At 50.2% G+C, this 23,636-nt stretch carries 19 protein-coding genes and 1 pseudogene; 11 read left to right on the top strand and 9 right to left on the bottom strand.

The features are described from left to right. Positions 1-17 precede the first annotated feature (17 nt). Entirely contained in the window at positions 18-629 is a 612-nt protein-coding gene (locus tag BM191_RS04240; RefSeq protein WP_092875488.1) for a hypothetical protein, read from the bottom strand. Positions 630-849: 220 nt separating this feature from the next. Between BM191_RS04240 and BM191_RS04235 the strand changes: the two genes are divergently transcribed. Continuing rightward, a complete protein-coding gene (locus BM191_RS04235; RefSeq protein WP_092875486.1) occupies positions 850-1,341 on the top strand; it encodes a YlaC family protein in 492 nt (163 codons plus the stop codon). Positions 1,342-1,493: 152 nt separating this feature from the next. Here the strand turns inward: BM191_RS04235 and BM191_RS04230 are convergent, their stop codons facing one another. After that, positions 1,494-1,778 (bottom strand): hypothetical protein, encoded by a 285-nt coding sequence (locus BM191_RS04230; protein ID WP_092875484.1) that lies wholly within the window; start codon positions 1,776-1,778, stop codon positions 1,494-1,496. 658 nt (positions 1,779-2,436) lie between these two features. On the opposite strand from BM191_RS04230, the gene BM191_RS04225 reads away from it, so the two are divergent. From BM191_RS04225 to tcuC, 6 genes are all read left to right on the top strand, one after another. Then, positions 2,437-3,003: a Csu type fimbrial protein gene (locus BM191_RS04225; protein WP_092875482.1), complete on the top strand. Its 567-nt coding sequence runs from the start codon at positions 2,437-2,439 to the stop codon at positions 3,001-3,003. A 16-nt stretch (positions 3,004-3,019) separates the two neighbouring features. Further along, positions 3,020-3,547, top strand: coding sequence for a Csu type fimbrial protein (locus tag BM191_RS04220; protein ID WP_092875480.1), 528 nt, complete (start codon positions 3,020-3,022; stop codon positions 3,545-3,547). 24 nt (positions 3,548-3,571) lie between these two features. Beyond that, positions 3,572-4,300 carry a fimbrial biogenesis chaperone gene (locus tag BM191_RS04215; protein WP_092875477.1) on the top strand — a complete coding sequence of 243 codons (729 nt, stop codon included), beginning with the start codon at positions 3,572-3,574 and terminating at the stop codon, positions 4,298-4,300. Beyond that, the gene (locus BM191_RS04210; protein ID WP_092875475.1) at positions 4,297-6,726 is read left to right on the top strand and encodes a fimbria/pilus outer membrane usher protein; all 2,430 of its coding nucleotides are present in this window, start codon (positions 4,297-4,299) and stop codon (positions 6,724-6,726) included. Before BM191_RS04215 ends, BM191_RS04210 begins: the two co-directional genes overlap by 4 nt. Beyond that, positions 6,723-7,703 (top strand): Csu type fimbrial protein, encoded by a 981-nt coding sequence (locus BM191_RS04205; protein WP_092875473.1) that lies wholly within the window; start codon positions 6,723-6,725, stop codon positions 7,701-7,703. Before BM191_RS04210 ends, BM191_RS04205 begins: the two co-directional genes overlap by 4 nt. 138 nt (positions 7,704-7,841) lie before the next feature. Further along, complete coding sequence (tcuC, locus tag BM191_RS04200) at positions 7,842-9,206, top strand: MFS transporter (protein ID WP_092875471.1); 1,365 nt, start codon at positions 7,842-7,844, stop codon at positions 9,204-9,206. Between the two features lie 477 nt (positions 9,207-9,683). Here tcuC and exbD read toward each other — a convergent pair whose 3' ends face one another. Together exbD and exbB are read right to left on the bottom strand one after the other, a co-directional pair. Continuing rightward, on the bottom strand, positions 9,684-10,109 hold the full coding sequence (gene exbD, locus BM191_RS04195) for a TonB system transport protein ExbD (RefSeq protein WP_092875469.1): 426 nt from the start codon (positions 10,107-10,109) through the stop codon (positions 9,684-9,686). Between the two features lie 4 nt (positions 10,110-10,113). Continuing rightward, a complete protein-coding gene (gene exbB / locus BM191_RS04190; protein ID WP_092876152.1) occupies positions 10,114-10,848 on the bottom strand; it encodes a tol-pal system-associated acyl-CoA thioesterase in 735 nt (244 codons plus the stop codon). Positions 10,849-11,086: 238 nt separating this feature from the next. Between exbB and metC the strand changes: the two genes are divergently transcribed. Then, positions 11,087-12,286: a cystathionine beta-lyase gene (gene metC / locus BM191_RS04185; RefSeq protein ID WP_092875467.1), complete on the top strand. Its 1,200-nt coding sequence runs from the start codon at positions 11,087-11,089 to the stop codon at positions 12,284-12,286. A gap of 154 nt (positions 12,287-12,440) precedes the next feature. Beyond that, complete coding sequence (locus BM191_RS04180) at positions 12,441-13,103, top strand: DedA family protein (protein ID WP_092875465.1); 663 nt, start codon at positions 12,441-12,443, stop codon at positions 13,101-13,103. Between the two features lie 97 nt (positions 13,104-13,200). On the opposite strand, the gene BM191_RS04175 is transcribed toward BM191_RS04180, so the two are convergent. Next, the gene (locus BM191_RS04175; RefSeq protein WP_092875463.1) at positions 13,201-14,094 is read right to left on the bottom strand and encodes an AraC family transcriptional regulator; all 894 of its coding nucleotides are present in this window, start codon (positions 14,092-14,094) and stop codon (positions 13,201-13,203) included. 220 nt (positions 14,095-14,314) lie between these two features. Here BM191_RS04175 and dkgA point away from each other — a divergent pair, with 220 nt between their 5' ends. Continuing rightward, entirely contained in the window at positions 14,315-15,139 is an 825-nt protein-coding gene (gene dkgA / locus BM191_RS04170) for a 2,5-didehydrogluconate reductase DkgA (RefSeq protein WP_092875460.1), read from the top strand. 327 nt (positions 15,140-15,466) lie between these two features. On the opposite strand, the gene ftsP is transcribed toward dkgA, so the two are convergent. From ftsP to BM191_RS04150, 4 genes and pseudogenes are all read right to left on the bottom strand, one after another. Then, on the bottom strand, positions 15,467-16,894 hold the full coding sequence (gene ftsP / locus BM191_RS04165) for a cell division protein FtsP (protein ID WP_092875458.1): 1,428 nt from the start codon (positions 16,892-16,894) through the stop codon (positions 15,467-15,469). Between the two features lie 106 nt (positions 16,895-17,000). Next, positions 17,001-17,738 (bottom strand): 1-acylglycerol-3-phosphate O-acyltransferase, encoded by a 738-nt coding sequence (locus BM191_RS04160; RefSeq protein WP_092876151.1) that lies wholly within the window; start codon positions 17,736-17,738, stop codon positions 17,001-17,003. Positions 17,739-17,869: 131 nt separating this feature from the next. Next, a complete protein-coding gene (parC, locus tag BM191_RS04155; protein WP_092875456.1) occupies positions 17,870-20,140 on the bottom strand; it encodes a DNA topoisomerase IV subunit A in 2,271 nt (756 codons plus the stop codon). A gap of 133 nt (positions 20,141-20,273) precedes the next feature. After that, positions 20,274-20,962, bottom strand: a pseudogene (locus BM191_RS04150) (transporter substrate-binding domain-containing protein). Positions 20,963-21,766: 804 nt separating this feature from the next. Here BM191_RS04150 and cadC point away from each other — a divergent pair. Continuing rightward, positions 21,767-23,293 carry a lysine decarboxylation/transport transcriptional activator CadC gene (gene cadC / locus BM191_RS04145; protein ID WP_092875454.1) on the top strand — a complete coding sequence of 509 codons (1,527 nt, stop codon included), beginning with the start codon at positions 21,767-21,769 and terminating at the stop codon, positions 23,291-23,293. Positions 23,294-23,636: the final 343 nt, after the last annotated feature.

Here is a 23,636-nt window from a genome sequence, read left to right as displayed (position 1 = left end):
TATCGCTGACGGTTTTGTTATATATCTTGTGGATTACCTGCGCGAGTCAGGGGGTGCCAGATCTCAACAAGCCCCCCTTCATCACCCAGCAGCGGATCGGTTTGCGGCATGGCAACCTGTTTCACGGCTTCCAGCGCCAGGCTTAACAACGCTTTATCATCTCGCTGCGTTTCGGGCTGCACTCCACAAGGATAAGCAACAACAGCAAAAAAATCATCGCTGGCCGCTACCTGCTTATGTCCCACACCTGCGGGGATCAGCACTGCGTCACCCGCATGAACTGTCATCATCCGACCATTATCACCGCCAAATAATAGCTCCGCCCAACCCGCGCAAATGCCCAATACCTCATGAGTGTTAGGATGAAAATGGGTATAGGGATGGAGCGGATAGCGCCCGCATGGCAGCCACTGGTTAGTTGAGAAACACGCTTCGAACCAGACGACCAGATTCGTGTTATCCCGAGGCGCAGCTTGGGGATAACAAATCAGCGGGAACTGTACGTTATTTGGCACCCCGTTGTCCGGCTGGGATAGCAACAGATAGTGCGGTTGACTTGAGGCTCCTGTCATCAGCGTACCAGCGGCAAATGACATTAGCGACATAAGACTGCAAGAAGCGTGAAGCATACGACGTCTCCTGTTGTCATGAATCTGAAAAAGACTATTAGCCAATTGTGGCACTTTGCTGGAGGGTTGCAATGACTCTTCGCAGTTATACATAACATGCTCATTTTTATTAAATTAAGTCAAACAGAACCTCTGTGATAATTTAATTATTAAAAACTGCCTCTGGCCGCTTCTTGTTCGTCGTGGTTTAATATTGCAATAATCAATTTAAGAGGAAAGCATGGATATCATTAAAACCATCATGCTGCACGAAATTGAGCAGATAAACCGTGAAGAACAGCGCGATAATAAACCCCGTTTCAGTTTCAGCTTTATGAAAAAGCATCCAGGCCTGTGGGCGTTGATGTTTATTTGCTATCTGCTTACCGTCGCGCTGATATTTACTACCGAATTTCTTGGCTGGCCTGCTTTCTGGGGCGCAACGCTGTTTGTATTGATCATGAGCATTCTGATGCTGATGGACATCAATCCACGCTATCGATTCGAAGATATCGATACGCTGGATTTACGTGTCTGCTACAACGGCGAATGGTATTATGACCGCAATTTATCAAACCAGGCTGTTAACGAAATCCTTTCTCATCCGTCAGTTCCTGAAGGAATTAAACAGGGTGTGCAGCGTCTGCTTGCAACCAAAGGCGAACTCGATTTTTACGATATGTTTCACCTCACCTGGGGAGCGCGTGAACCAATCTCAGGGCTGGCTAAATAGTCTTTCTGCTGCGCCCTGATTGCAGTTAATGTACAAGGTTTTCCAGGATCCTGGCCACCAACTCCTGCTCCTCAACCACGTCTAGGACGCATTGAACCTGTCTAACGTGTCCTCAGGTTTCATGCTTCTCGCCACGGTATTGAGTGAACGCATTAACGCATGCTGGTAAAACCAGTCAGCGTCGGGAAAGCGCCACCAAAAGGTAAAATCTGCTTGGCACGCGTTGCCTGTCGCACATCGAAGATAAACCTATTGATATCTACCGACTCCGCCAGTTGAACCGTCGGTGCACAACGGGCTGGCGCAAAAACGCTGCCTGTAATTCGACCTGGTAGCCTGACTGCGGTCGTGAAATCAGGACACCTGCTCTCTACACCACCTGACAAGCCTTCACCACCATCATCAAGCTCATTCCGCTGACGACAATCTGTTAGCACAGCGAAGGAAGTTTATCTCCCGCTAACCAGATGCCGCTGGCAATATGCTGGCGAATTTCACCCATCCGCTTTTGGTATTTAGCCATATGTTACAAGCGGTTTTCTGTAAATAAGCACGACTACAGGCTGGCGTCGTGGGCAACAAAACTGATTAACCATCATCAGGCAGGCAGAAATAAGCGCTGGATGAACATAGCGAAAATATCATCAACTAAAAGCACGGTTATATTTTTCATTCGGTTAATCCAGTTAGTTATCATCCTGAGATGGCCAGTAAATAGCACAAAATCCTGCAGGCAAACGTATGCTATGAGAAAGATGATGCCTGAGCAATATTAGCCTTCAGCCTTTTCTCAGATGATTACTAACAACCAGACCATTCGCGATTTTTCGACCGATTACGATTGTTCCTGGACCCGATAATGAGCGATCGATCATACATTAGTAATTTTTTTGATTTATATTTACCCCACCTCCCATATTTGTTCTATAGTAGAAAAAAATTTTAGTTTTAATGAATGCAAAAGCAGTAAGCAACCTGAATTATAATTATTTAACGGTAGGTTATAGCCATTAAAATACTAATAATATGTCAGAACACCTCACTAAACATCAGAAAATATAATTAATGAAACCACTAAAAACATAAGGTTTATTTATGAAAATAAGACTTTATATGGCTGCTTGCGGCTTGCTCTCTCTCCTCAGTAGCGCAGCAATAGCGGCAACCAGTACCGGCACCATTAATGCCACCTTAACGCTGACGTCCGGCTGTCTGGTGAACGGCGAGTCGGCTGCCACCGGCGTTAACTTCGGCACGCTTGATTTTGGCACAAGCGCCGCGACTTTCAGCACGCTGAACGCAACACTCGTTGGATCGAAAGGTAATGGTATCTCGATCAAATGCACCACAGACCAATCTTATAACGTACAGTTAAGCAGCAGCAACGGAGTGCCAGATACCGTGTATGGATCGATAAGCGCTCAGCCACGCTACTTACTGCTCGGTAAAGACGCGACCAAAGGCATCGCTTACACGCTGTATAGCAGCACTGCTTATACCACCCCCATCGCCAATAATACGAACCTGGTCATCAGCGGAACCAGCGATCCCACCAACGGTGATAACTATCCCATTTATGGCCGTATCACCGGAGGAAATTTCAATACCGCCATACCTGCAGGGACCTATACGGATACGATCAATGTTGTGGTGAACTACTAAATGGCTGTCAGGAAAGATGAACGGCCGGGGACTCTGGCGCTGCATCGGTTTTAGCGCCATAACGCTGCTGATTATACTGCCTGCGCCACTATCAGCATTGCCTACTCAGTCATTCCAGGTCAGCGCTGCGATTGTGGCGGGGTGCGCTATTTCCGGCACGGCTAATGGCGTACTGGGTACGCTTAATTTTGGTACTCACCCCGGTGTCGGTACGCGCACGGTTAATGCCAGCTATGTTCAGAACGCCACACTAACTCTCGCCTGTTCCCCGGGAACCACGCTGAGTATGAGTATTAACGGCGGGGGTAATTACACCAGCACACGTAATCTACGAAATACACGTTCTGGCGAGTTACTACCCTATCGCATTTTTACCAACGCCTCCTACACCGCGGCGTCGGAGATTCCGGTCGATCAAAGCGTTTCCGTTACCTACAGCAATGCAAATAACATCATTCTACCGGTTTACGGCCAGTTGCAAATGAAGGGCATCTACCGCGCCGGTAGCTATGCCGACAATCTGACAATAACGCTGAGTTGGTAACTTCAATTGACAAGGAATGTACTTATGCCTGTTTTATCTATCCGCCACCTTATTCTGTCACTGCTATTAATGGGCGCTCTGGTATCGTCAGTCCGGGCAGGAAACTCGATTATGATCTGGCCCATTGATCCGGTCATCGATTCAGGGGATAAGGCCACAGAGCTATGGCTGGAGAATCGAGGTGACGCGACAACGTTAATGCAAGTGCGCATTTTCGGCTGGCGTCAGGTTAACGGAAACGAGCAGTTCCGCAATCAACAGGATGTGGTCGCCAGCCCACCAATGGTTCGTATGGAACCGGGTAAAAGGCAGCTGATTCGTTTGATCAGACAACAAGCTACACCGGCGAATAAAGAGTCAGCATACCGAATTCTGATTGATGAAATTCCAACCCCCCCAGACCCAGGGACCAGACCGACCGGTTTGACGTTTCAGATGCGCTATTCCGTCCCACTGTTTGTTTATGGTCTGGGTCTGCCAGCAAGCAGCGCGCATCCGCAACTGAGCTGGTACATTGCCAAACGTGATGGACGCCAGCTGCTGTTTATCAATAATCGAGGTAACAGTCACGCCCGACTCAGCAACGTTTCCCTTGCCGGTCATCAGCTTTCCGGTAGCCTGCTGGGATATGTACTGGCCGGTAGTCAAAATGCTTTTCCGTTAAATTTCCCGGTGTCGATTCACGACACGCTTAGCGCCCAGCTCTCAACGACCCGTAACTGGCAGAGTAAAGGATCACCGCAAGCGGAATGAATAAACAGCCTCGACCAACTGTCAGACTTTATGTCGTCACCGCCTGCGGCTTAATCAGCAGCCTGATTGTACACCAATGCTGCGCCGAGACATGGTCTTCGCTTCCGCCCCCGCCAGGCGCTGCACCGGTCAATGAGCATAATCAGCAATATATGCTGGGACTCGTTATTAATGAATATGATAGCAGCAAGATCGTGCAGGTGATCTTTCGCAACGGGCATTACATTTTGCGCGCCGCTGACCTGATTCAGGCCGGGATTGCGCCTTCTCATTTGAACGGCGCGGAAGTTGACGTTTCAGCCACGCCCGGCATGCAAGCCGTTTATGATAATGATCGCCAGCGAATGATGCTGACAGTGCCGCCGGAATGGCTACCCGGGCAAACCTTAGGTCCACGAATTCGTAATGGCATCCGCTACCCGGGCCGCAGCACTGAGAGCGCGCTGCTTAATTATGACTTTTATACCAGCCATACTCGCGCCTCGGGAACCCGGCTATCCGCCTCGAATGAACTGCGGCTGTCCGGCGATCGCGGGCAGTTTTCAAGCAGTGGCGTCTGGCAACAGACACTAACCGGCCCTGCATTTGACCAGCCCACTGGCTATCTGCGCTATGATACATCGTGGGCTGACGAAAATGAGCAACGCGCCCTCAGCTGGCGCGCTGGAGATTTGGTCACTAACGCGATGGATTGGACTTCCAGCGTCCGTCTCGGAGGCATACAGCTCTCCCGCGACTTCAGCATTCGCCCGGACCTGATAACCTACCCACTGCCGACGTTTGCCGGTCAGGCAGCCGTACCTTCCACAATCGATCTGTTTATTAATGGTTACCGATCCAGTCGTAATCAGGTTCAGCCCGGCGGCTGGTCCCTGACCAATATGCCCTATGTCAACGGTGCCGGTGATGCGGTCATTGTCACCACTGACGCCGTCGGACGGCGCGTGACCACGACCCTGCCGTTTTATGTTTCCAGCCAACTGCTTAAGGCCGGATTATCAGACTTTTCGCTTTCAGCCGGGGCGTTAAGACAAAACTATGGTTTAAAAAGTTTTGATTACGGTAGCCTGGCGGCTAACGGCTCTTACCGATACGGTCTGGCGAACTGGCTGACCGTGGAAACACATGCTGAGGGCGCGGAGAGTCTGATGCTGGGAGGGGCTGGCATGCAGTTCAAGCCCGGTGCGACTGGCGTTTTCAACGTATCGCTAACCCGTAGCCAGATGTCTGGTGCACAGGGAACGCAATACAGTTGGGGCTATCAATATAACAACCGCCGATTCGGCATTGGCGCTCAGCAGGTCATCCGTAGCGCTGAATTCAGCAATCTCGCGCTTTATGGTGATCGGAAGGAGGATAGCCGCTTCGGCACCAGCAGTCAGTATACGCTCAGCCGCCGTAGCACCCAGTACAGCACCAGCCTGTCCCTCGACCGTTACGGTAGCCTGGGGGCCGCATTCATCGACGTCATTAGCAACAGTGGAGAACGTACCAGCCTGTATAATATGTCATGGAGCACCAGCTTGTGGGGCAATAGCAACCTGTATATTTCCGCCACTCACGATCGTCAGCAGGATAGCTGGAGCGGCGCCGTTTCGCTGGTCATTCCATTCAGCGCCCTCGGTAATGCCAGCATTAGCATCGATCGGGATCGACAGAATGGCTACACCCCTCGCCTGAGCGTTTCCCATGCGATGCCTTCCGATGGCGGCCTGGCCTGGGATGCGTCCCTGGCGCGACAAAGCAACAGCAGTGATTATCGTCAGGCCGGACTGAACTGGCGTAATAATAATGTGGAATTGGCTGGCGGTTACTATGGCGATGATCGATACAGCACCCTTTGGAGCGATGTCATGGGATCGCTGGTGCTCATGGATGGACACCTGTTCAGCGCCAATCAGGTAAATGATGCGTTTGTGTTGGTGAAAACCGGCTATTCCAATATCAGAGTCAGCTACGAAAACCAGCTGATGGGTACAACCGACGATCGCGGCTACTTGCTGGTGCCTCGCGTCAGCTCCTGGTACCCGGCCAAATACGAAATTGACACCCTGAACTTACCGGCCACCACCAATATCGCTAACATCGAACAGCGATTTTCTGTGCGCCGTCAGAGCGGCTATTTGCTTAACTTCCCGATTAGACCGCTGCGCGCTGCCAATATTATTCTGCAGGACAGTCAGGGTGATCCGCTGCCAGTTTCCAGCAAAGTTCTGCGCCCGGATAAGCAAACTGGAATTGTTGGTTGGGACGGTATTACCTGGCTGGAAGGGTTACAAACTGAAAATCCACTGCGGGTAGTATCGCCTGACGGACGCCGTTGTGACATCACCGTCACCATACCGGACGTCACCGTCCAAACACTGAATACATACGGCCCCTATATCTGCGCTCTTACTGCACCTGCCTCAGGAAATCCGCCATGATCAACAACACTATCCGCCACGGCCTGCTTATTTTACTGTTGCTATGTGCCAAAACTGCACTTGGCAGTTGCAGCTTACCCGCAAAGAGCGCGGCATTTGGTACCGTCACCACTTTCAATATCAACAGTACACTCAACACCACTGCTTCAGCAATTCAGGTCGACTGTGGTGCCGGGTTGACACTGGGATTGCTTTCCAGCGATGCTATTTCGTTGCGACTGTTGAGCGCCACCTTTAGCAACGGCTCGCGCGGCGTTATGCAAACGGGTGCGTCTGGCAGTGACAGCATTCCGGTTCAGCTCTGCCTGACACCCAATTGTGGTAACGAGCTAACGATTAATCCCGCCAGTACGATCACCCTGAGATCAACCGATCTGCTCTCTCTTATCCTCAGCGGTAAAAATTTCATCATCCCTGTCTATTTACGCACAGTTCCCGGAGCCGTGGTGTCCGCAGGCAACTATCAAGTGAGATTGAGCGTACAGGTTTCCTACAATATCTGTACTAGCATCGGTTTACTGAATATCTGCCTGACGCCTCAGATCGATACGACTGTGGTGCCTGTGACGGTCACGATGAATATTACTAATGACTGCACGACGATTAGCGCCCCAGATATTAACTTTGGCAGCGCCCCGCTGGTCGACCGCTTTGCCAGCATTTCGCAGTCACTCAGCGTGGTTTGTAGTAAAGGCAGTACTTATAGCATCGGTCTGAGCAATGGCAGGCACGCCAATAATAATCAGCGCTATATGGCAAACGGCACTAACCTGCTGGCTTATGAGATCTACAAAGGCAGCAGCAGCAATCGCTGGGGACCAACGGGAACGGAACGGGTTGCCAGCAGCACCGCGAGCAGCACCAGTACCGACGGGCAGATAAAGACCTATAATTACACCGCCGCTATACTTTCTGCTCAGGCAACACCGGCTATCGGCAGCTATAGCGATAGCGTGATAGTAGATCTGTCATTTTAGCCATTACGTAGCATGCTTGTTAATAGATTGTTACTAATTACTCGCGAATGTAAATGGCTAACGGTGACATGGCTCACAACAGAATGCTCAACCGCTCGCTAAAAAAGGACGTTAATCGCAAGGAAATCAGGAAGCATAATGACAATACAGAGCACAACGACCACGCCAAAGCAGAACGGCGCAAAGACTATTTTCAACGTTACCAGCGGTAACTTTCTGGAGATGTATGACTTCATGGTGTTTGGCTACTATGCCAGCGCTATCGCTAAAACCTTTTTCCCTGGTGACGATCCTTACGCATCGCTGATGATGACGCTTATGACCTTCGGTGCCGGATTCCTGATGCGGCCATTGGGTGCCATCATCCTGGGCGCCTATATTGATCATTACGGCCGCCGTAAGGGCCTGCTGCTGACCCTTAGTCTGATGGCAATAGGAACACTAACCATCGCCTGCGCACCCGGCTATAACACGCTGGGGATCGCAGCGCCCATCCTGATCCTTTTAGGACGCTTACTTCAGGGATTTTCCGCCGGTGTGGAGTTGGGTGGCGTGTCGGTTTATCTCGCCGAAATCGCGCCCAAAGAGCGTAAGGGCTTCTATGTCAGCTGGCAATCGGGTAGCCAACAAATAGCGGTGATTTTTGCTGCGCTACTTGGCCTGGCGTTGAACCATATTCTGGAAAAAGATCAGGTGACCGAATGGGGCTGGCGCCTCCCCTTTGTTATTGGCTGCATGATCGTGCCATTTCTGTTCTGGATCCGGCGCATGCTGGCAGAAACCGAAGCCTTCAGTAAACGTAAACATCATCCCTCGATGGGCGAGATTATACGCTCAGTTGCCAGCAATTGGGCATTGGTGCTGTCAGGCATGTTGATGGTAGTGACCACTACCGTGATGTTCTACGCCATTACCGCGTTTACTCCCACATTTGGTAAAACCGTTCTGATGATGAGCGACAGACAGAGCTTTTTTGTTACGCTCTGCGTTGGCCTGTCAAACCTCATCTGGCTACCGGTAATGGGCTCCCTCTCTGACAGGATCGGACGCCGTCCCCTATTGATCACCTTCACCATACTGGCCGCGTTAACTTCATGGCCGGTATTATACTGGCTGGTCAATGCGCCGAGCTTTACTCATCTGCTGGTTGCTGAACTGTGGCTATCCTTTCTTTATGCCAGCTATAACGGTGCAATGGTGGTATATCTGGCAGAGATTATGCCCGCAGAGGTGCGTGCTGCGGGCTTTTCGCTGGCGTATAGCCTCGCGACGGCGCTGTTCGGCGGTTTTACACCGGCGATCTCCAGCTATCTGATCCACACCACCGGCGATAAAGCCATGCCCGGTGTCTGGATAACGTTTGCTGCTATCTGTGGCCTGATAGGCACGTTGTGCATTAAACGTCTGTTAAAACAGTATCAGGCTCCACAGCAAACTGATGGCCAGGCGGTACACAGTAAGTTAGCGCACACACCATCGGCGAATACTGGTGCGGCTAAATGAACGTCTGCAAACTCATGCCATTACAGCATAGTGGTGCCCATCGATTAAAGAGCGATTGAACAGGCTAAAAATGGTCTGAAAATCCGTAATCTCTCAGGGATTACGGTTTTTTTTAAACGATTTCCGCTGCCCTCCTTAACTGACACCAGGAGTGCTTCCAGCTCTCCTCCCATGAACTGATCAAGCAACACCCGGAGCATGGCAATGATAGTCCGGGCGGCAACGAACTGGCATTACCTACCTCACGACACAAGTCAATTAGCAGTGTTATTAGCAGCAAAAATGCGACAGAGAGTCAATGAGATACGAGTAATGGCAGAAAATTCTGTTATGTCAATTCGCAGGCGGAGCACGACGCTTCAGCGGTAAAAAAAGAAGCCGTAACGCTACTCGTTACGGCTACCTTCGAAGCTTACCTGACAAGCATTAACCAGAGCCGGTGTTTTTTGTCGTATGAGGTTACAGATATACCATCACTTAATTGCGCGCGACGGTTTCCATTCCCATCAGACCCACTTTCAGATAACCCGCCTGGCGTAGCTGGTCCATAACACTCATCAGCGTTTCGTAGTCTACGCTCTTATCCGCCTGGAAAAAGATGGTGGTGTCTTTTTTATCTGCGGTTTGCGCATTCAGCACGTTAACCAGCGTTTCAGGAGTGACCGGATCGTTACCAATAAACAGCTGTTTATCGGCTTTAATCGACAGGTAAACTGGCTTCTCAGGACGTGGCTGCGGTGTGCTGGTAGATGGCGGCAAATTAACGCGTATGTCTACGGTAGCAAGCGGTGCGGCAACCATGAAAATAATGAGCAGAACCAACATGACATCAATAAACGGTGTCACGTTGATTTCATGCATTTCACCGTTGTCATCGAGATCGTCGTTCAAGCGCAATGCCATAAACTTACCCCACGCGCAGCGTTTGAGTGACCTTCGCCTGTGCCAGCTGACATGACGTCTTCAGGTCGATATCGCGACTTTGCAGCAACATAATCTGGGCGGCGACATCGCCAAGAGAGGCTTTATAGCCGGCTATCATGCGTACAAAAACATTGTAGATAACCACCGCAGGAATAGCCGCAACCAGTCCAATCGCCGTTGCCAACAGCGCTTCAGCGATCCCCGGCGCAACCACTGCAAGGTTGGTGGTCTGCGTTTGTGCAATACCGATGAAACTGTTCATAATGCCCCACACGGTGCCAAACAGCCCCACAAAAGGCGCTATGGTGCCAATCGTGGCCAGAAAGCCGTTTCCACGTCCCGCGTAGCGGCTAAAAGCCGCTACGCGGCGCTCAAGGCGAAAACCGGTGCGGTCTTTAATTCCTTCGTTATCCTGACTTCCCTGCGATAACGCAAACTCATCCTGCGCCTCTTTAATCAATCGCGCTGACAGGCTATTGCGGTGGAAATTGCGGCTAATTTCTTCAGCCTGATCGAGTGAACGAGCGTCGGCTAACGCATTCTGTTCTTTTTTTACTCGTTTTATGGCGCCACTTAATTCGGTCAATTTGCCAAAAAAAATCGCCCAGGTCACCACAGAGGCAAGTAGCAAGCCAATCATCACTATCTTGACAATGATATCCGCATGCAAATACATGCCCCAGACGGAAAGATCCGTCTGCATTAAGTCATTCATCACGCTGTGTCTCCAACGTTGTCTCACTTTGAAATTTCCGGCGAGGATCATATCAAAATCAGCCTGAATTGATAGTGGTTCTCATTACTATTTACATTTTGAACATTTTTTCCTCATCCCCCTTTGTCTTTATCACTCGCTTTCTTAAGCAAAATTTCTGACTTTCTCTGATGATAATATCCTGATGCTGGCTGGCATGTTAACCTCAGCCTGAACCCATCACCAACAGAACCCGTTCAGAATGACGAGCAAAAAAATCGAAACTGTGCTTATTTCTGCCGGCCGCGATCGCCGCTACACGCAGGGCGCGGTAAATAGCGTGATTCAACGTGCTTCTTCACTGGTTTTTGACAGTGTCGCCGATAAAGCGCGTGCAACGGCCGGACGAGCCGAACGCGAACTCTTTTACGGACGTCGTGGTACGCTAACCCACTTTGCACTTCAGGATGCGATGGCTGAGCTGGAAGGCGGTGCCGGTTGCTATCTTTTCCCCTGTGGTGCTGCCGCAGTAGCAAACACGATCCTGGCATTTGTTAGCAGCGGCGATCATATCCTGATGAGCGGTGCAGTTTATGAGCCAACACAGGATTTATGCACCAAGCTCTTGATAAAAATGGGGGTGGAAACCAGCTGGTTCGATCACTGCATTGGTGAGCAGATTGCCGCGCTTATCCGTCCCAATACCCGCGTAGTATTTCTGGAGTCGCCCGCCTCGATCACCATGGAGGTTCAGGATGTCTCCGCGATTGTCGCCGCCGTACGTAGCAAAGCACCCGATACCGTCATCATCCTTGATAATACCTGGGCGGCTGGCGTGCTTTTTCGTCCGCTGGAAATGGGCGTGGATATTTCCATCCAGGCGGGAACGAAGTATCTTATCGGCCATTCCGACGCAATGATTGGCACCGCCGTAGCAAATAATCGCTGCTGGCCGGAACTACGTGAGAAGGCCTATCTGATGGGGCAGATGGTTGATGCTGATACCGCCTATTTGGCCAGCCGTGGTCTGCGTACGCTAGCAGTTCGTTTACGTCAACATGGTGATAGTAGTCTGGCAATAGCAAACTGGCTGGCAGAACATCCGCAGGTGGCGCGAGTAAATCATCCCGCACTGGCGTTATGTAAAGGGCATGATTTCTGGCGACGCGATTTCAGCGGCTGCAGCGGACTGTTCTCATTCATATTAAAACAGCGACTAACGCCCCTGCAGCTGGCGCACTTCCTTAATAATTTCATCCACTTTCGTATGGCATATTCGTGGGGCGGCTATGAATCGCTAATACTGGCTAATCAACCTGAAGAAATCGCCGCAATTCGCCCCGCCGGCGGCGTTGATTTCAGCGGTACTCTGGTGCGGATACATGTCGGGCTGGAACACGTCGACGATCTCATTGTCGATCTCGCCGCCGGTCTTGCCAGGATCGCTGAGACAGCGCAATGAAATTGTCGACATAAGGGAATAACAGCGGCTCAACTATCATTAGCAGGACCTCGCCTGACGCCAGCAGGATTACTGTAGAAATGATATTATTTGCCAGCTGATTTGAGTCTTCGCACTCGACATTGGGGTTAAATGCAGTTAATCAGGATAAAAAATGAGTGTAATGCATGAGATTGTAAGGGCAATGTGGCACCAGGACTTTGCCGCGCTCAGCAATCCCGAAGTGCTATGGGTAGTTTATGGCATCATGTTTATCGTGCTGCTCCTGGAGAATGGTCTACTGCCCGCGGCTTTTTTACCCGGTGACAGCCTGCTTTTATTAGCTGGCGCAATGATATCTAAAGGCGTGATGGAATTTTTGCCGACGATGATCATTCTGACATCAGCCGCCAGTCTCGGCTGCTGGGTTGGCTACCTCCAGGGGCGATGGCTGGGTGATACACGGCTGGTAAAAAGCTGGCTGCTCCATCTGCCGGCTCAGTATCATCAGCGTGCCTGGAATCTGTTTCACCGCCATGGTCTCATGGCGCTGCTGGTCGGTCGTTTTCTGGCTTTCGTGCGGACCTTATTGCCCACTCTGGCGGGTATTTCAGGGCTTAAAAAAGGCCGTTTTCAGCTGTTCAACTGGCTCAGTGCGCTTCTTTGGGTGGGTATCCTTATCACGCTTGGCTATGCAATCAGCCATGTTCCTTTCATCAAACGCCATGAAGATCAGGTTATGGCGATACTGATGCTGATCCCTGTCGTGCTACTGTGCGTTGGCTTTCTTAGCAGCATTGCCATGGTCATAAAGCACAAAAAACGCGCTAAGTCCTGAACACAACGGGAAGCCCCAGCGCTTCCCGATAACACCCCACCCCATTGGCGTCAGACAGGCGTCGCCTCGTTGATATAGTATAATTCCCAGCCGATCGTTATCCCCCCTGACGCACTCTCAGCATCTCTTCTCCGGGCGTAACGCCGAAATAGCGCTTAAATTCACGGGAAAACTGCGACGCGCTTTCATAACCTACGCGTATTGCCGCCGCGCTGGCTTTTAACCCCTCATACAACATAAGCGTGCGTGCCTGATGTAAACGATAGCTTTTGAGGTATTGCAATGGTGAAGTGCTGGTCACGGCCTTAAAATTATGATGAAACGCCGAAACGCTCATATTAACCTCCGATGCCAGCAGCTCCACGCTGAGGTTCTCAGCATAGTGACTCTCAATGCGGTGTAATGCGCGCGCAATCTGACTAAACTGAGTCTGACGACTTACCATTGTTAGCAATGCGCCACCACAGGGGCCAAGCAGGACATAATAAAGCATCTCCCGCACCAGCTGCGGGCCAAGTACTCGGGCATCGCGCGGATTGCTCATCACGTCCAACAGGCGCTCCGCTGCGCACAGCATTTCCTCAGTCAGGTCAGCAGAATGAATGCCACTTGACATTGGCTGCGACTTGAAGATGCTGTCATCACCTATATCCATCAGCAGATCCTGTAGCTTCAGGCTATTAACCCGCAGCGAAATACCGGCTAACGGTTCCTGAGGGCTGGCAAAAGTTTCACACTCAAATGGTAACGGCACCGTCAGCATCAGATAACGCGTAGGATCGTAATGAAATATCTTGTCGCCGAGATAGCCAGTTTTACGTCCGCGAAACAGGATAACGATCCCCTGCTGATACATAACTGGTCGACGCGCGCAGGGCGCGTCGACGAAAATAAGCGAGACGTCGGGTATCGTAGCTTGCACGTGCTTGCGCTGTGTCATCAGCGTGGTGACTTGCTGTGCCAGCCGATCGCAAACGGCTTCTCTGTTCATTGCAATTCCCCTGTTCCGTAATGGGAATATCATGCCCTGAAGCTGTTATATTCACCAGTTCAACGTAGGATCAGGCAATATCATGACAGGATCAGGCATTAAAATCTGCCGGTTGGCGAATATCTAAAGTTCTTTAAACGAGAGCGTATTTCCCGGCTAAACTTAAGAGCGTATGACGCGGCGCACAGCGTTGACCTGATCGCAGATGAAGGAGTGAAACATGGCAGAACAACCGATTATCAAACTGCATGATGGCACAATGATGCCGCAGCTTGGGCTGGGCGTCTGGCAGGCCAGCATTGAAGAGGCCAAAATTGCGGCACTTAAAGCCCTTAAGATTGGCTATCGTTCAATTGATACCGCCGCTATCTATAAAAATGAGGAAGGCATTGGTCAGGCGTTGCAGGAGGCGGGCCTGCCGCGTGAAGAAATATTCATTACCACCAAACTTTGGAATGATGACCAGCTGAACGCTCTTTCAGCGATAAAAATCAGCCTGAAAAAGCTGCAACTTGAGCAGGTTGATCTGTACCTGATGCACTGGCCCTGTCCCGGTAAAGATAACTATGTTGAAGCCTGGAAGCAGATGATCAGATTGCAGGAACAAGGCCTGACAAAAAGTATTGGCGTGTGCAACTTTCATGAAAGCCATCTCAAGCGCCTGATCGATGAAACCGGCGTAACACCAGTAATAAATCAGATTGAGCTGCACCCGATGTTACAGCAGCGCAAGCTACAGACCTGGAATGCGATGCATAAAATCCAGACCGAATCATGGAGCCCGCTGGCGCAGGGCGGCAAAGGCATTTTTGATCAGCAGGTGATTAAACGCCTGGCGAAAAAATATGATAAAACACCCGCGCAAATCGTTATACGTTGGCACCTTGACAGCGGTCTGGTGGTGATCCCCAAATCCGTTACCCCATCGCGTATTGAAGAAAACTTTACTGTATTTGATTTCCGCCTGGAGAAGCCGGAAATCAGCGAAATAGCCACCCTCGACAATGGTAACAGACTGGGTCCAAATCCTGACCAAATAAACTGATCGCGCCCGAAGGATCGTCAGGCTACGACGATCCTTTTTTATCCGCGTACCCAATAGCAAGCTGGACGTCTCGCCCGGCATCGCGAGCCGCCGGAATGTCACATTACCAGCTTGTTTGGTAGAAACGCAGACAAATGCATTGCGTAACAAATCCGATGCGTGGCCTGAACAGGTTTTTGCTCGCTCAATGTAAACGCCTTCAGTGGCATAGCATTTCCAGCCATCCCCCGCGCAGTAAGTCCAGTCATAGTCAACCTGACGCAGGATTGACCTGAGCGCGGGTCCTTAAATGCCCCTTTTTTCCAAATAAAGTGAGATCATCGTGTCTCAGGACGTCAGGGCCGACACCACCTGTAGCTGCCCCGCCGTGCCGCGATCCGCCATTTCCAGCGTCTGACTGTAATAGATAAACGGGAAATGATCGGATGAAATCTGGGCAAAAGAGACCAGCAGCTCCACCTCACCATCCACCCAAACGGTGTCCTTCCAGCCACGATCTTCTGCCATCGCAGAAGCGCCGTTAACACTTTTAATCAGGAATTTTACTCCCTGAATATAAAAAGACTGCGGCATTTTCGCATGTATTATCCAGCGTTCAAGGCTACCTTGCTGCACCTGCACATCAATGCGTTGCCTATCCCACAGGGCTCCATTAATCCCCGGCTTTCGATCACCGAGACGAAACTCACGCGTGCGGCTAACCACACCGTCCGCCAGCTGCTCGGCCTGCAAGCGCATCGGCAAATTACTGGTGACAAGCGGCAGTAATCCGGTCGGGCGTAGCGTCAGAACGATCGTATTAGACAGCGTTGTGGAGGGCTGAAAAAAATCGCTCAGGCGATCCATTAAACTCGCGGCTTCGCCGGCGGTAATCGAAACCTCATTTCCCTGAGTCATATTAACCACGATCTCCCGCCGCTCACCCGGCGCCAGCGACAGCTTCTGCACGCTCACCGGTGCGGGCAGATAGCCTTGATCGCTGGTGATAACGTTGAAGGGTCGGCCATCGCTCATGCTGAGTTGAAAGCGCCGACTGTTGGCCGCGTTAAGCAGGCGTAAACGCACCCAGCCTCGGGACACGTCAAGATAAGGATTCTGTATGCCATTGACCAGCAGCGTGTTGCCCATAAAACCACCGTTGGACGGCGGGTCATATACCGGTGCGCCGAAGTTATCCAGCAACTTATCCTGAATGATGAGTGGAAAATCATCGACGCCATAATGATTTGGCAACGGCAGAGATTTACTCGCCTCGTCTTCAATCAACCACATGCCTGCCAGACCATTGTAAACATGAGGCGCCATATGGTTGGGTGTGGTGGCATGATACCAGCAGGCGGCAGCAGGCTGACTTATGGGTATCACCGGCGCCCAGTCAGAACCGCTGGACATCTGACGTGGCGGACCGCCCATCAGGACGCCGGGGACTTGTAGTCCGCTGACGCTCATCGCTACCGGTTCCGGCAGGCGGTTGCTCCAGATGATTTTGACATCGTCGCCGCTGCGCACGCGCACAGTCGGCCCAAGATACTGACCATTAATTCCCCATACCATGGATTTATTCGCGTTACTGCCGGAAAAAGACCAGTGGCTATGTTGCAACGTCAGAAATATCGGCTGTCCACGATGTGACTCAATCAGCGGAGGAACGGGTAAAGGGTTCGCGCTGCCGCTGGCACGCGTACATAAAGGCAGTGCCGACGCACAAAGCGCCAGGCCGGATACCTGAATAAACTGACGTCGACTAATGGCCATAAATACTCCGTACTATAGCGGCGCTTCAGGCGCCGCTATAGTTTACTATGATGTTAACGCTTTGCTGTGCGCGATAGAGTTCAGCGCCAAACCGGCAGGCCGCCGGTTAAACATTACCGTTGGTTTCGCGCTGCGCGACCTCTGCGTTTAACGCATCGAGCCTGGCAGACATCAGTTCACGGCAATGGGTGGCCAGCTTGCGTACCGACTCTTTTTCAAAAGCAGAGGTGTCGACAGCTGGCATCATTTCAACGATAACCAGTCCATTGTTACGGCGGTTGAGTTTTATCTTATCGTGGGTATTGGAAACCACTACGGGAATGATCGGTACGCCAGCAGCAACTGCTGCATGGAAAGCGCCGGTTTTGAAAGGTAAAAGACCTCGTCCCCTGCTGCGCGTACCTTCCGGAAACATCCAAAAAGAGATGGTTTTCTTTTTGAACTGCTCAACAATCAGCTCAATCGTGCCGTGCGCTTTAGTGCGGTTATTACGATCGATTAACAAATTACCGGTCAACCAGTAAAGCAGGCCGAAAAAAGGGATCCACAGCAGGCTTTTTTTACCTACTGTGACCGTATTTGGCTGAACAATATTTGCTGCGGTTATCATATCGTAATTATTTTGATGATTAGCGATATAAATAGCATTGGGAAAACTGGCCGCTTCCGGCGGTAAGCGAAGCTCAACCTTGACGCCGAATAGTGGCGACAACCTGCCGAACATGTGGCCAAAACGCGCCACGTGGTTTGGATGCCTGGGACTAAATAAGCACCAGATACAACCCACGACACAAACCAGAATGGAATAGATGACTACGGTAACAATACGAAAAAGTGCGAGCATTCCAACCTCAATGATCATGACTACCTGAACACACCAGAACTCAGACAACTCCGCCTGATATTATAACGTCTCCAGACTAAAAACACTGCGCTGCGAGCCGGGCAGAATACGACCGCTGCCCGACGGCATAATTATCCGATCTCTTCTTCGTCTGCGCTATTCGGCTGATCAACATCAACCCGGTCGATGCGCTGTAAACCACGCGGTAACAACGTGCCACGGCGACCACGCTCAGCGCGGAACTTCGCCAGATCATCAGCTTTCAAGGTCATTTTACGCTTGCCAACATGCAAAGTGATAGCGCAATCCGGCGGTAGCAGTAGCAGCCACGCAAGGCCATCTTCACCTGAAGTCACCTGCGAGGAAGGAATAGAGATAATTTTATTGCCCTTACCTTTCGCCAGCTGTGGTAGACCGCTTACCGGGAAGGTGAGCATGCGGCCCGCCTTCGTTATTGCCAGCAGCATCATGTCGTCGCTGACAATGGCTAGCGGAGGCATGGCTTTCGCATTCTGCGGCAGGCTCAATAAGGCTTTGCCGGCACGATTGCGCGATACAAGGTCGTTGAAGGTACAAACAAAGCCGTAGCCCGCATCAGACGCCATCAACATCTTCTGCTCATCGGCTTCCATTAACACCTGCTCGACACTAGCACCAGGTGGTGGTGTCAGTTTGCCGGTTAAGGGTTCACCCTGGCCACGCGCCGATGGTAGCGTTATGGGATCAAGCGCATAACTGCGACCCGTGGAGTCGATAAATACCACCGGCTGATTCGTTTTACCCCGGGCGGCGGCACGGAAGCTGTCACCGGCTTTGTAGCTTAACCCTTGCGGGTCGATATCATGCCCTTTAGCACTACGCACCCATCCCATTTGTGACAGGACGATAGTTACCGGTTCAGAAGGGATCAGCTCGGCCTCGCTAATCGCTTTCGCTTCGTCGCGTTCCTGCAACGGAGAGCGACGCTCATCGCCATATTTGTCACTATCTGCCTGCAGCTCTTTTTTCAGCAAGCTGTTCATTTTACGCTCAGACGCCAGCGTCGCCTGAATGTTATCGCGCTCTTTTTCCAGCTCCGCCTGCTCACCACGAATTTTCATCTCTTCAAGCTTTGCCAGGTGACGCAGTTTCAGCTCAAGAATTGCTTCCGTCTGAGTTTCTGAAATGGCAAACCGCGCCATCAGCACCGGCTTAGGTTCATCTTCAGTTCGGATTATGTGGATCACCTCATCAATATTGAGGAACGCCACCAGCAAACCTTCAAGGATATGCAAACGCCGCAGCACTTTATCCAGGCGATAATTCAGGCGGCGACGTACTGTGTCACGCCGGAATACCAGCCATTCACTCAATATCTCCAGCAGGTTTTTCACCGATGGGCGGTTATCCAGCCCGATCATATTCAGATTAACGCGATAACTTTTCTCAAGATCGGTCGTGGCGAACAGATGGTTCATCACCGGCTCCATGTCGACCCGGGTCGAACGTGGCACCAACACCAGCCGCGTCGGGTTTTCATGGTCAGACTCGTCGCGTAAGTCCTCGACCATCGGCAACTTTTTGTTGCGCATCTGGCTGGCGATTTGCTCCAGCACGCGAGCACCTGAAACCTGATGGGGCAGCGCGGTGATCACCACCGCACCATCTTCTCTTTTCCACACTGCACGCTGTCGAACAGAACCACGGCCATTCTGGTAAATTTTACGGATCTCATCGCGCGGGGTGATGATTTCAGCATCTGTCGGGAAATCAGGGCCATGAACGATATCCAGTAGCTCATCAAGGCTGGTTTTAGGACTGTCTATAAGCTTGATGGTGGCGGCAGCTACTTCACGCAGATTATGCGGCGGAATATCAGTTGCCATCCCGACCGCAATGCCGGTGGTGCCGTTGAGCAAAATATTGGGCAGCCGTGCTGGCAGCATTTTCGGCTCTTCCATCGTCCCGTCAAAATTAGCGGTGTAGTCCACCGTGCCCTGGCCCAGCTCGCCCAGCAGCACTTCAGCGTATTTTGACAAACGCGACTCGGTATAGCGCATTGCCGCAAAGGATTTAGGATCGTCAGGCGCCCCCCAGTTACCCTGACCATCGACCAGCGGATACCGATAAGAAAAAGGCTGCGCCATCAGTACCATCGCTTCGTAGCAGGCGCTGTCTCCGTGAGGATGGTATTTCCCCAGCACGTCGCCAACGGTTCGCGCGGATTTTTTAAATTTTGCGCTCGCGTTGAGTCCCAGCTCGGACATGGCATAGACAATACGGCGCTGAACCGGTTTAAGTCCGTCACCAATATAGGGAAGCGCTCTGTCCATAATGACGTACATGGAATAATCCAGATACGCCTTTTCGGTAAACTTATGCAGGGCGAGACGCTCTCCCCCATCGTGCGTCAATTCACTCATCACTATTTTATCCTCGGCAGAACGCTGATCACGCAACGCGGGCAGATTTGGCGAGGATAGTACCTCATCTCGCGCGCTTAGTCACAAACAACCCGCAATGTGACTCAGTCTGGCCTGGCCAGCCATTAGCAGGTTAGTTCGTGGCAATCCACTGACTAAGTATCCTTTGGTATTTACCGGTCGCTTTACTGAGATGCAACCACTGGTCGACATACCACTTCCAGCTAATATCATTACGCGACAGCTTGTAAGCTTTTTCACCTTACTGCAGGGGTTTTTGCGGATTTAGCCCGCAATGCTGTGGGTAGTGCTTCATCTGGAACTGCGCTCCAGAAGCATCGGTGAACATGACATGCGCTCGGTTATCCACCATTTGCTGAAAAATCTTCAGATTGTCATAAAACAGCGACAAAGACGCTCGCGGCAAAGGAGAATGAACAAAGGCTTCGTTTGTGCCCCCTGCAGGCTCAATCAGACGGACAACCGGTTGGTTGCGTTGCTCAATGGTTTGATAGTTAGTTCTATCTGCACAGCGCACCCGCGAAATATTTTCATCAGTATCCAGACGTTCAGCAAACCACGCCTGCTGGCACTGCAGCGTAACGGAGATACCGCCCATTGCGATGTCGCATTTTTTCTTATGAAAAAATCCATCAAGGTTTTCCAATCGATCTGCACCCTTTTTATTTTGGCAGCCAGGCTGTCAGCTAACGATTACGCCATGCTGATATCGATCCCTTCATAACTCCCGTAAGGCTTTTTCAGGCCAGAGGATTTGTAACCACCGGTAGTACAAACGCTAAGCGTTTTACTTTGTCTCACGCTGACTAAATGCGACGCAGCTTAACCACGCCAGTAAAGACGTGCCGCAAACAGATAAATATTTTCGATGTTGTGCTCTGGTGCGCCAGCTCAGGTTTAGGTGCTAAAACAGTAATCTGTTTAATGTTATTGTTGCTCAACCTGCAAAATTCTAGTGATTTATCGCGCATTTTCAGTGGTAACTTATAATGCTATACGACGCTGTCGGCACGGTTGTAAAGGCGCCAGAGTCTCGGTCATATTCTTAGCACAACGGCTGTTGCTAACAGTCTTTCCGTAACGAAAACACCGTGATCGCTTCACGCGGGCCTCAATTGCAGTGTCTGTCAATTAACATTATTCTGGCAGCCCAGTCGCAGGAGCAGATAATTTAATTATCCTTAACATCATAGTCATGAAGGTATATCTGCCATCATCAGCGATCGCTAATGTAATATTATTTAGTAACAACCTCTGAGGTTTACCATTATCCAGCTTGTCCCTCAGGAAATATTAAAAGCGGATTAAATAATGTAAAATTTAACTCTTATGGCCTTTAAGTTTGAATGGATAAAATATAGCCATAGATAAAATTGGCTAAGGAGGTGCGGGCTTACATTGGCGAGAATATCTTAACAGTTAGCCAATTACTAAGAATTATCTGTATAAAAAATGTAAGACTAATTTGGTTTTTAAGCTTAAACTTTATAAGGCTAATCTCATAAGGTATGTGAATAAGCGAGATCAACGCTATCGGGTTAAAAAAATCACTCCGGATTGCGTTGATATTGTTATCTAATCAGCTTTTCGTAGGCTCTCATAAAAATGCAGCAATCTGTTGTGCGTGTTGGTAAATGGCTGGTGACACCTTCAGTCAACCAAATTACTCTTCCTGATCGCGTGGTTACGCTAGAACCACGCTTGATAGACCTTCTGGTTTTCTTTGCTCATCATCCTGATGTAGTGCTGAGCCGGGATGAGCTAATAGACAGCGTATGGACGCGCAACATCGTCACTAATCATGTGGTAACGCAAAGCATTTCGGAGCTTCGCAAGTCGCTGAAAGATGGCGATGAAGATAACGTTGAATACATTATTACGGTGCCTAAACGTGGCTATAAATTAGTAGCACCGGTAATCTGGTGTACTGATGAAGCTAATCCCGGCGCGCCAGATTCTTCAGGCTCTACCGATGCTCTGCAGCCAGCAGTGCACGTAGCAGTGGCGTCCATCGCCACTGCTACGCCAACTTTTCCGGTTATGACAAACGGCAGGCAAAAAAAAATAACGCCCATTTTAGTCTGGTTGCTGTTTATTATTTCACTGATAAGCTGTGTCACCCTGGTCGCTCTCTCCAGCATGTCAGGCCGATCACCGCAGGTAAAAACGCTGCTGATGTTAAATCCGCGCGACATTGATGTCCGCCTGCTCAATGGTGACTCTTGCAATGAGCACTCGCTGCAATATCCCTATGCCGTCGGCATCGGCGATCTGATCACCACCTCACTGAATACGTACTCCACCTTCATGGTGCACGATAGAACTAACTACAATGTAAATGAGCCTGACTCGTCGGGTAAGACACTGACTATTGAGTTTGTTAATCAGCGCCACTATCGTTCTCAGCAATGTTTCATGTCGGTTAAACTGATCGACAATGGCGATAGTAGCGTGATGCTGGACAAGCGCTATTTCATCACCAACGACAATCAGCTATCAATTCTTAAAGATCTGCTCAACAACCTGTCAACGGCACTGGCTCAACCCTGGCCTACAGAGATGCAAAAGATGCTGGATGCCTATCTGCCAAAACAGGGCATGGCGCTGGCGCGTTTTTATGATGCTCATCAGCTATTACTGAAGGGTGATGCTGATTCACTTTCTCAGGCCAGTGATATTCTGGCTGGGATCATCAAACAGTGGCCGGATTATACCTGGGCTTATGCGGAAAAGGCATTGGTAGACACTCTAAGGTATTCACAGCAACCCAGTGATGACAGCCGTGATGACGGGCTACAAAGCGAAATCAATCAGGTAACCGCCATGCCGCAGATTAATGGCAGCGCCATTTATTATCAGATAAAGACCATTGATTATCTGGAACACGGCAAGGTCAATGATGCCTATGCAATGATTAACCTGGGAATTGGGCAGGAAATGTCATGGCTCAATTATGTACTGCTCGGCAAAGTATACGAAATGAAAGGGGATAACCGGCAGGCCGCAGATGCTTATCTCACCGGGTTTAATTTGCGTCCGGGCGCCGACACACTCAACTGGATTGAAAACAGCGTATTTCAGACATCCATTCAAGAGGTGGCACCCTATTTAATGAGGTTTAATATCAAATAAGTGTAATGACACCCGACAAATATAAATCAGCCCGCCTGATGCTGGCTAAATAAATGTATCGGAAAAACATCAATAATTAAATTATATTAAACAAAAACAACATCAAATTAACAACGTTAAAACATTACAAAATAAATGCATCTCATTGAATATGCTCAATGTTTACTTTTATTTGATCTAAACATTTACTCTTTACCTGCTGCTTTAATTTCTCAACAAACAGGTTTATAACTTAATTCCCTTAAATTAACTTTATCTTTAGGACTTTCCTCAAGCCCATCTCTATTCTTCTCGCATCTGGTCGGATCTGAATCATTAAGCGCAAATCTGGCCGCATAAAAAA

This window comes from Izhakiella capsodis, assembly GCF_900115045.1.
Classification (GTDB): Bacteria; Pseudomonadota; Gammaproteobacteria; order Enterobacterales; family Enterobacteriaceae; genus Izhakiella; species Izhakiella capsodis.
Note: the sequence above shows the minus strand (reverse complement) of the source record. Positions and strands in the feature narration are given on the sequence as shown.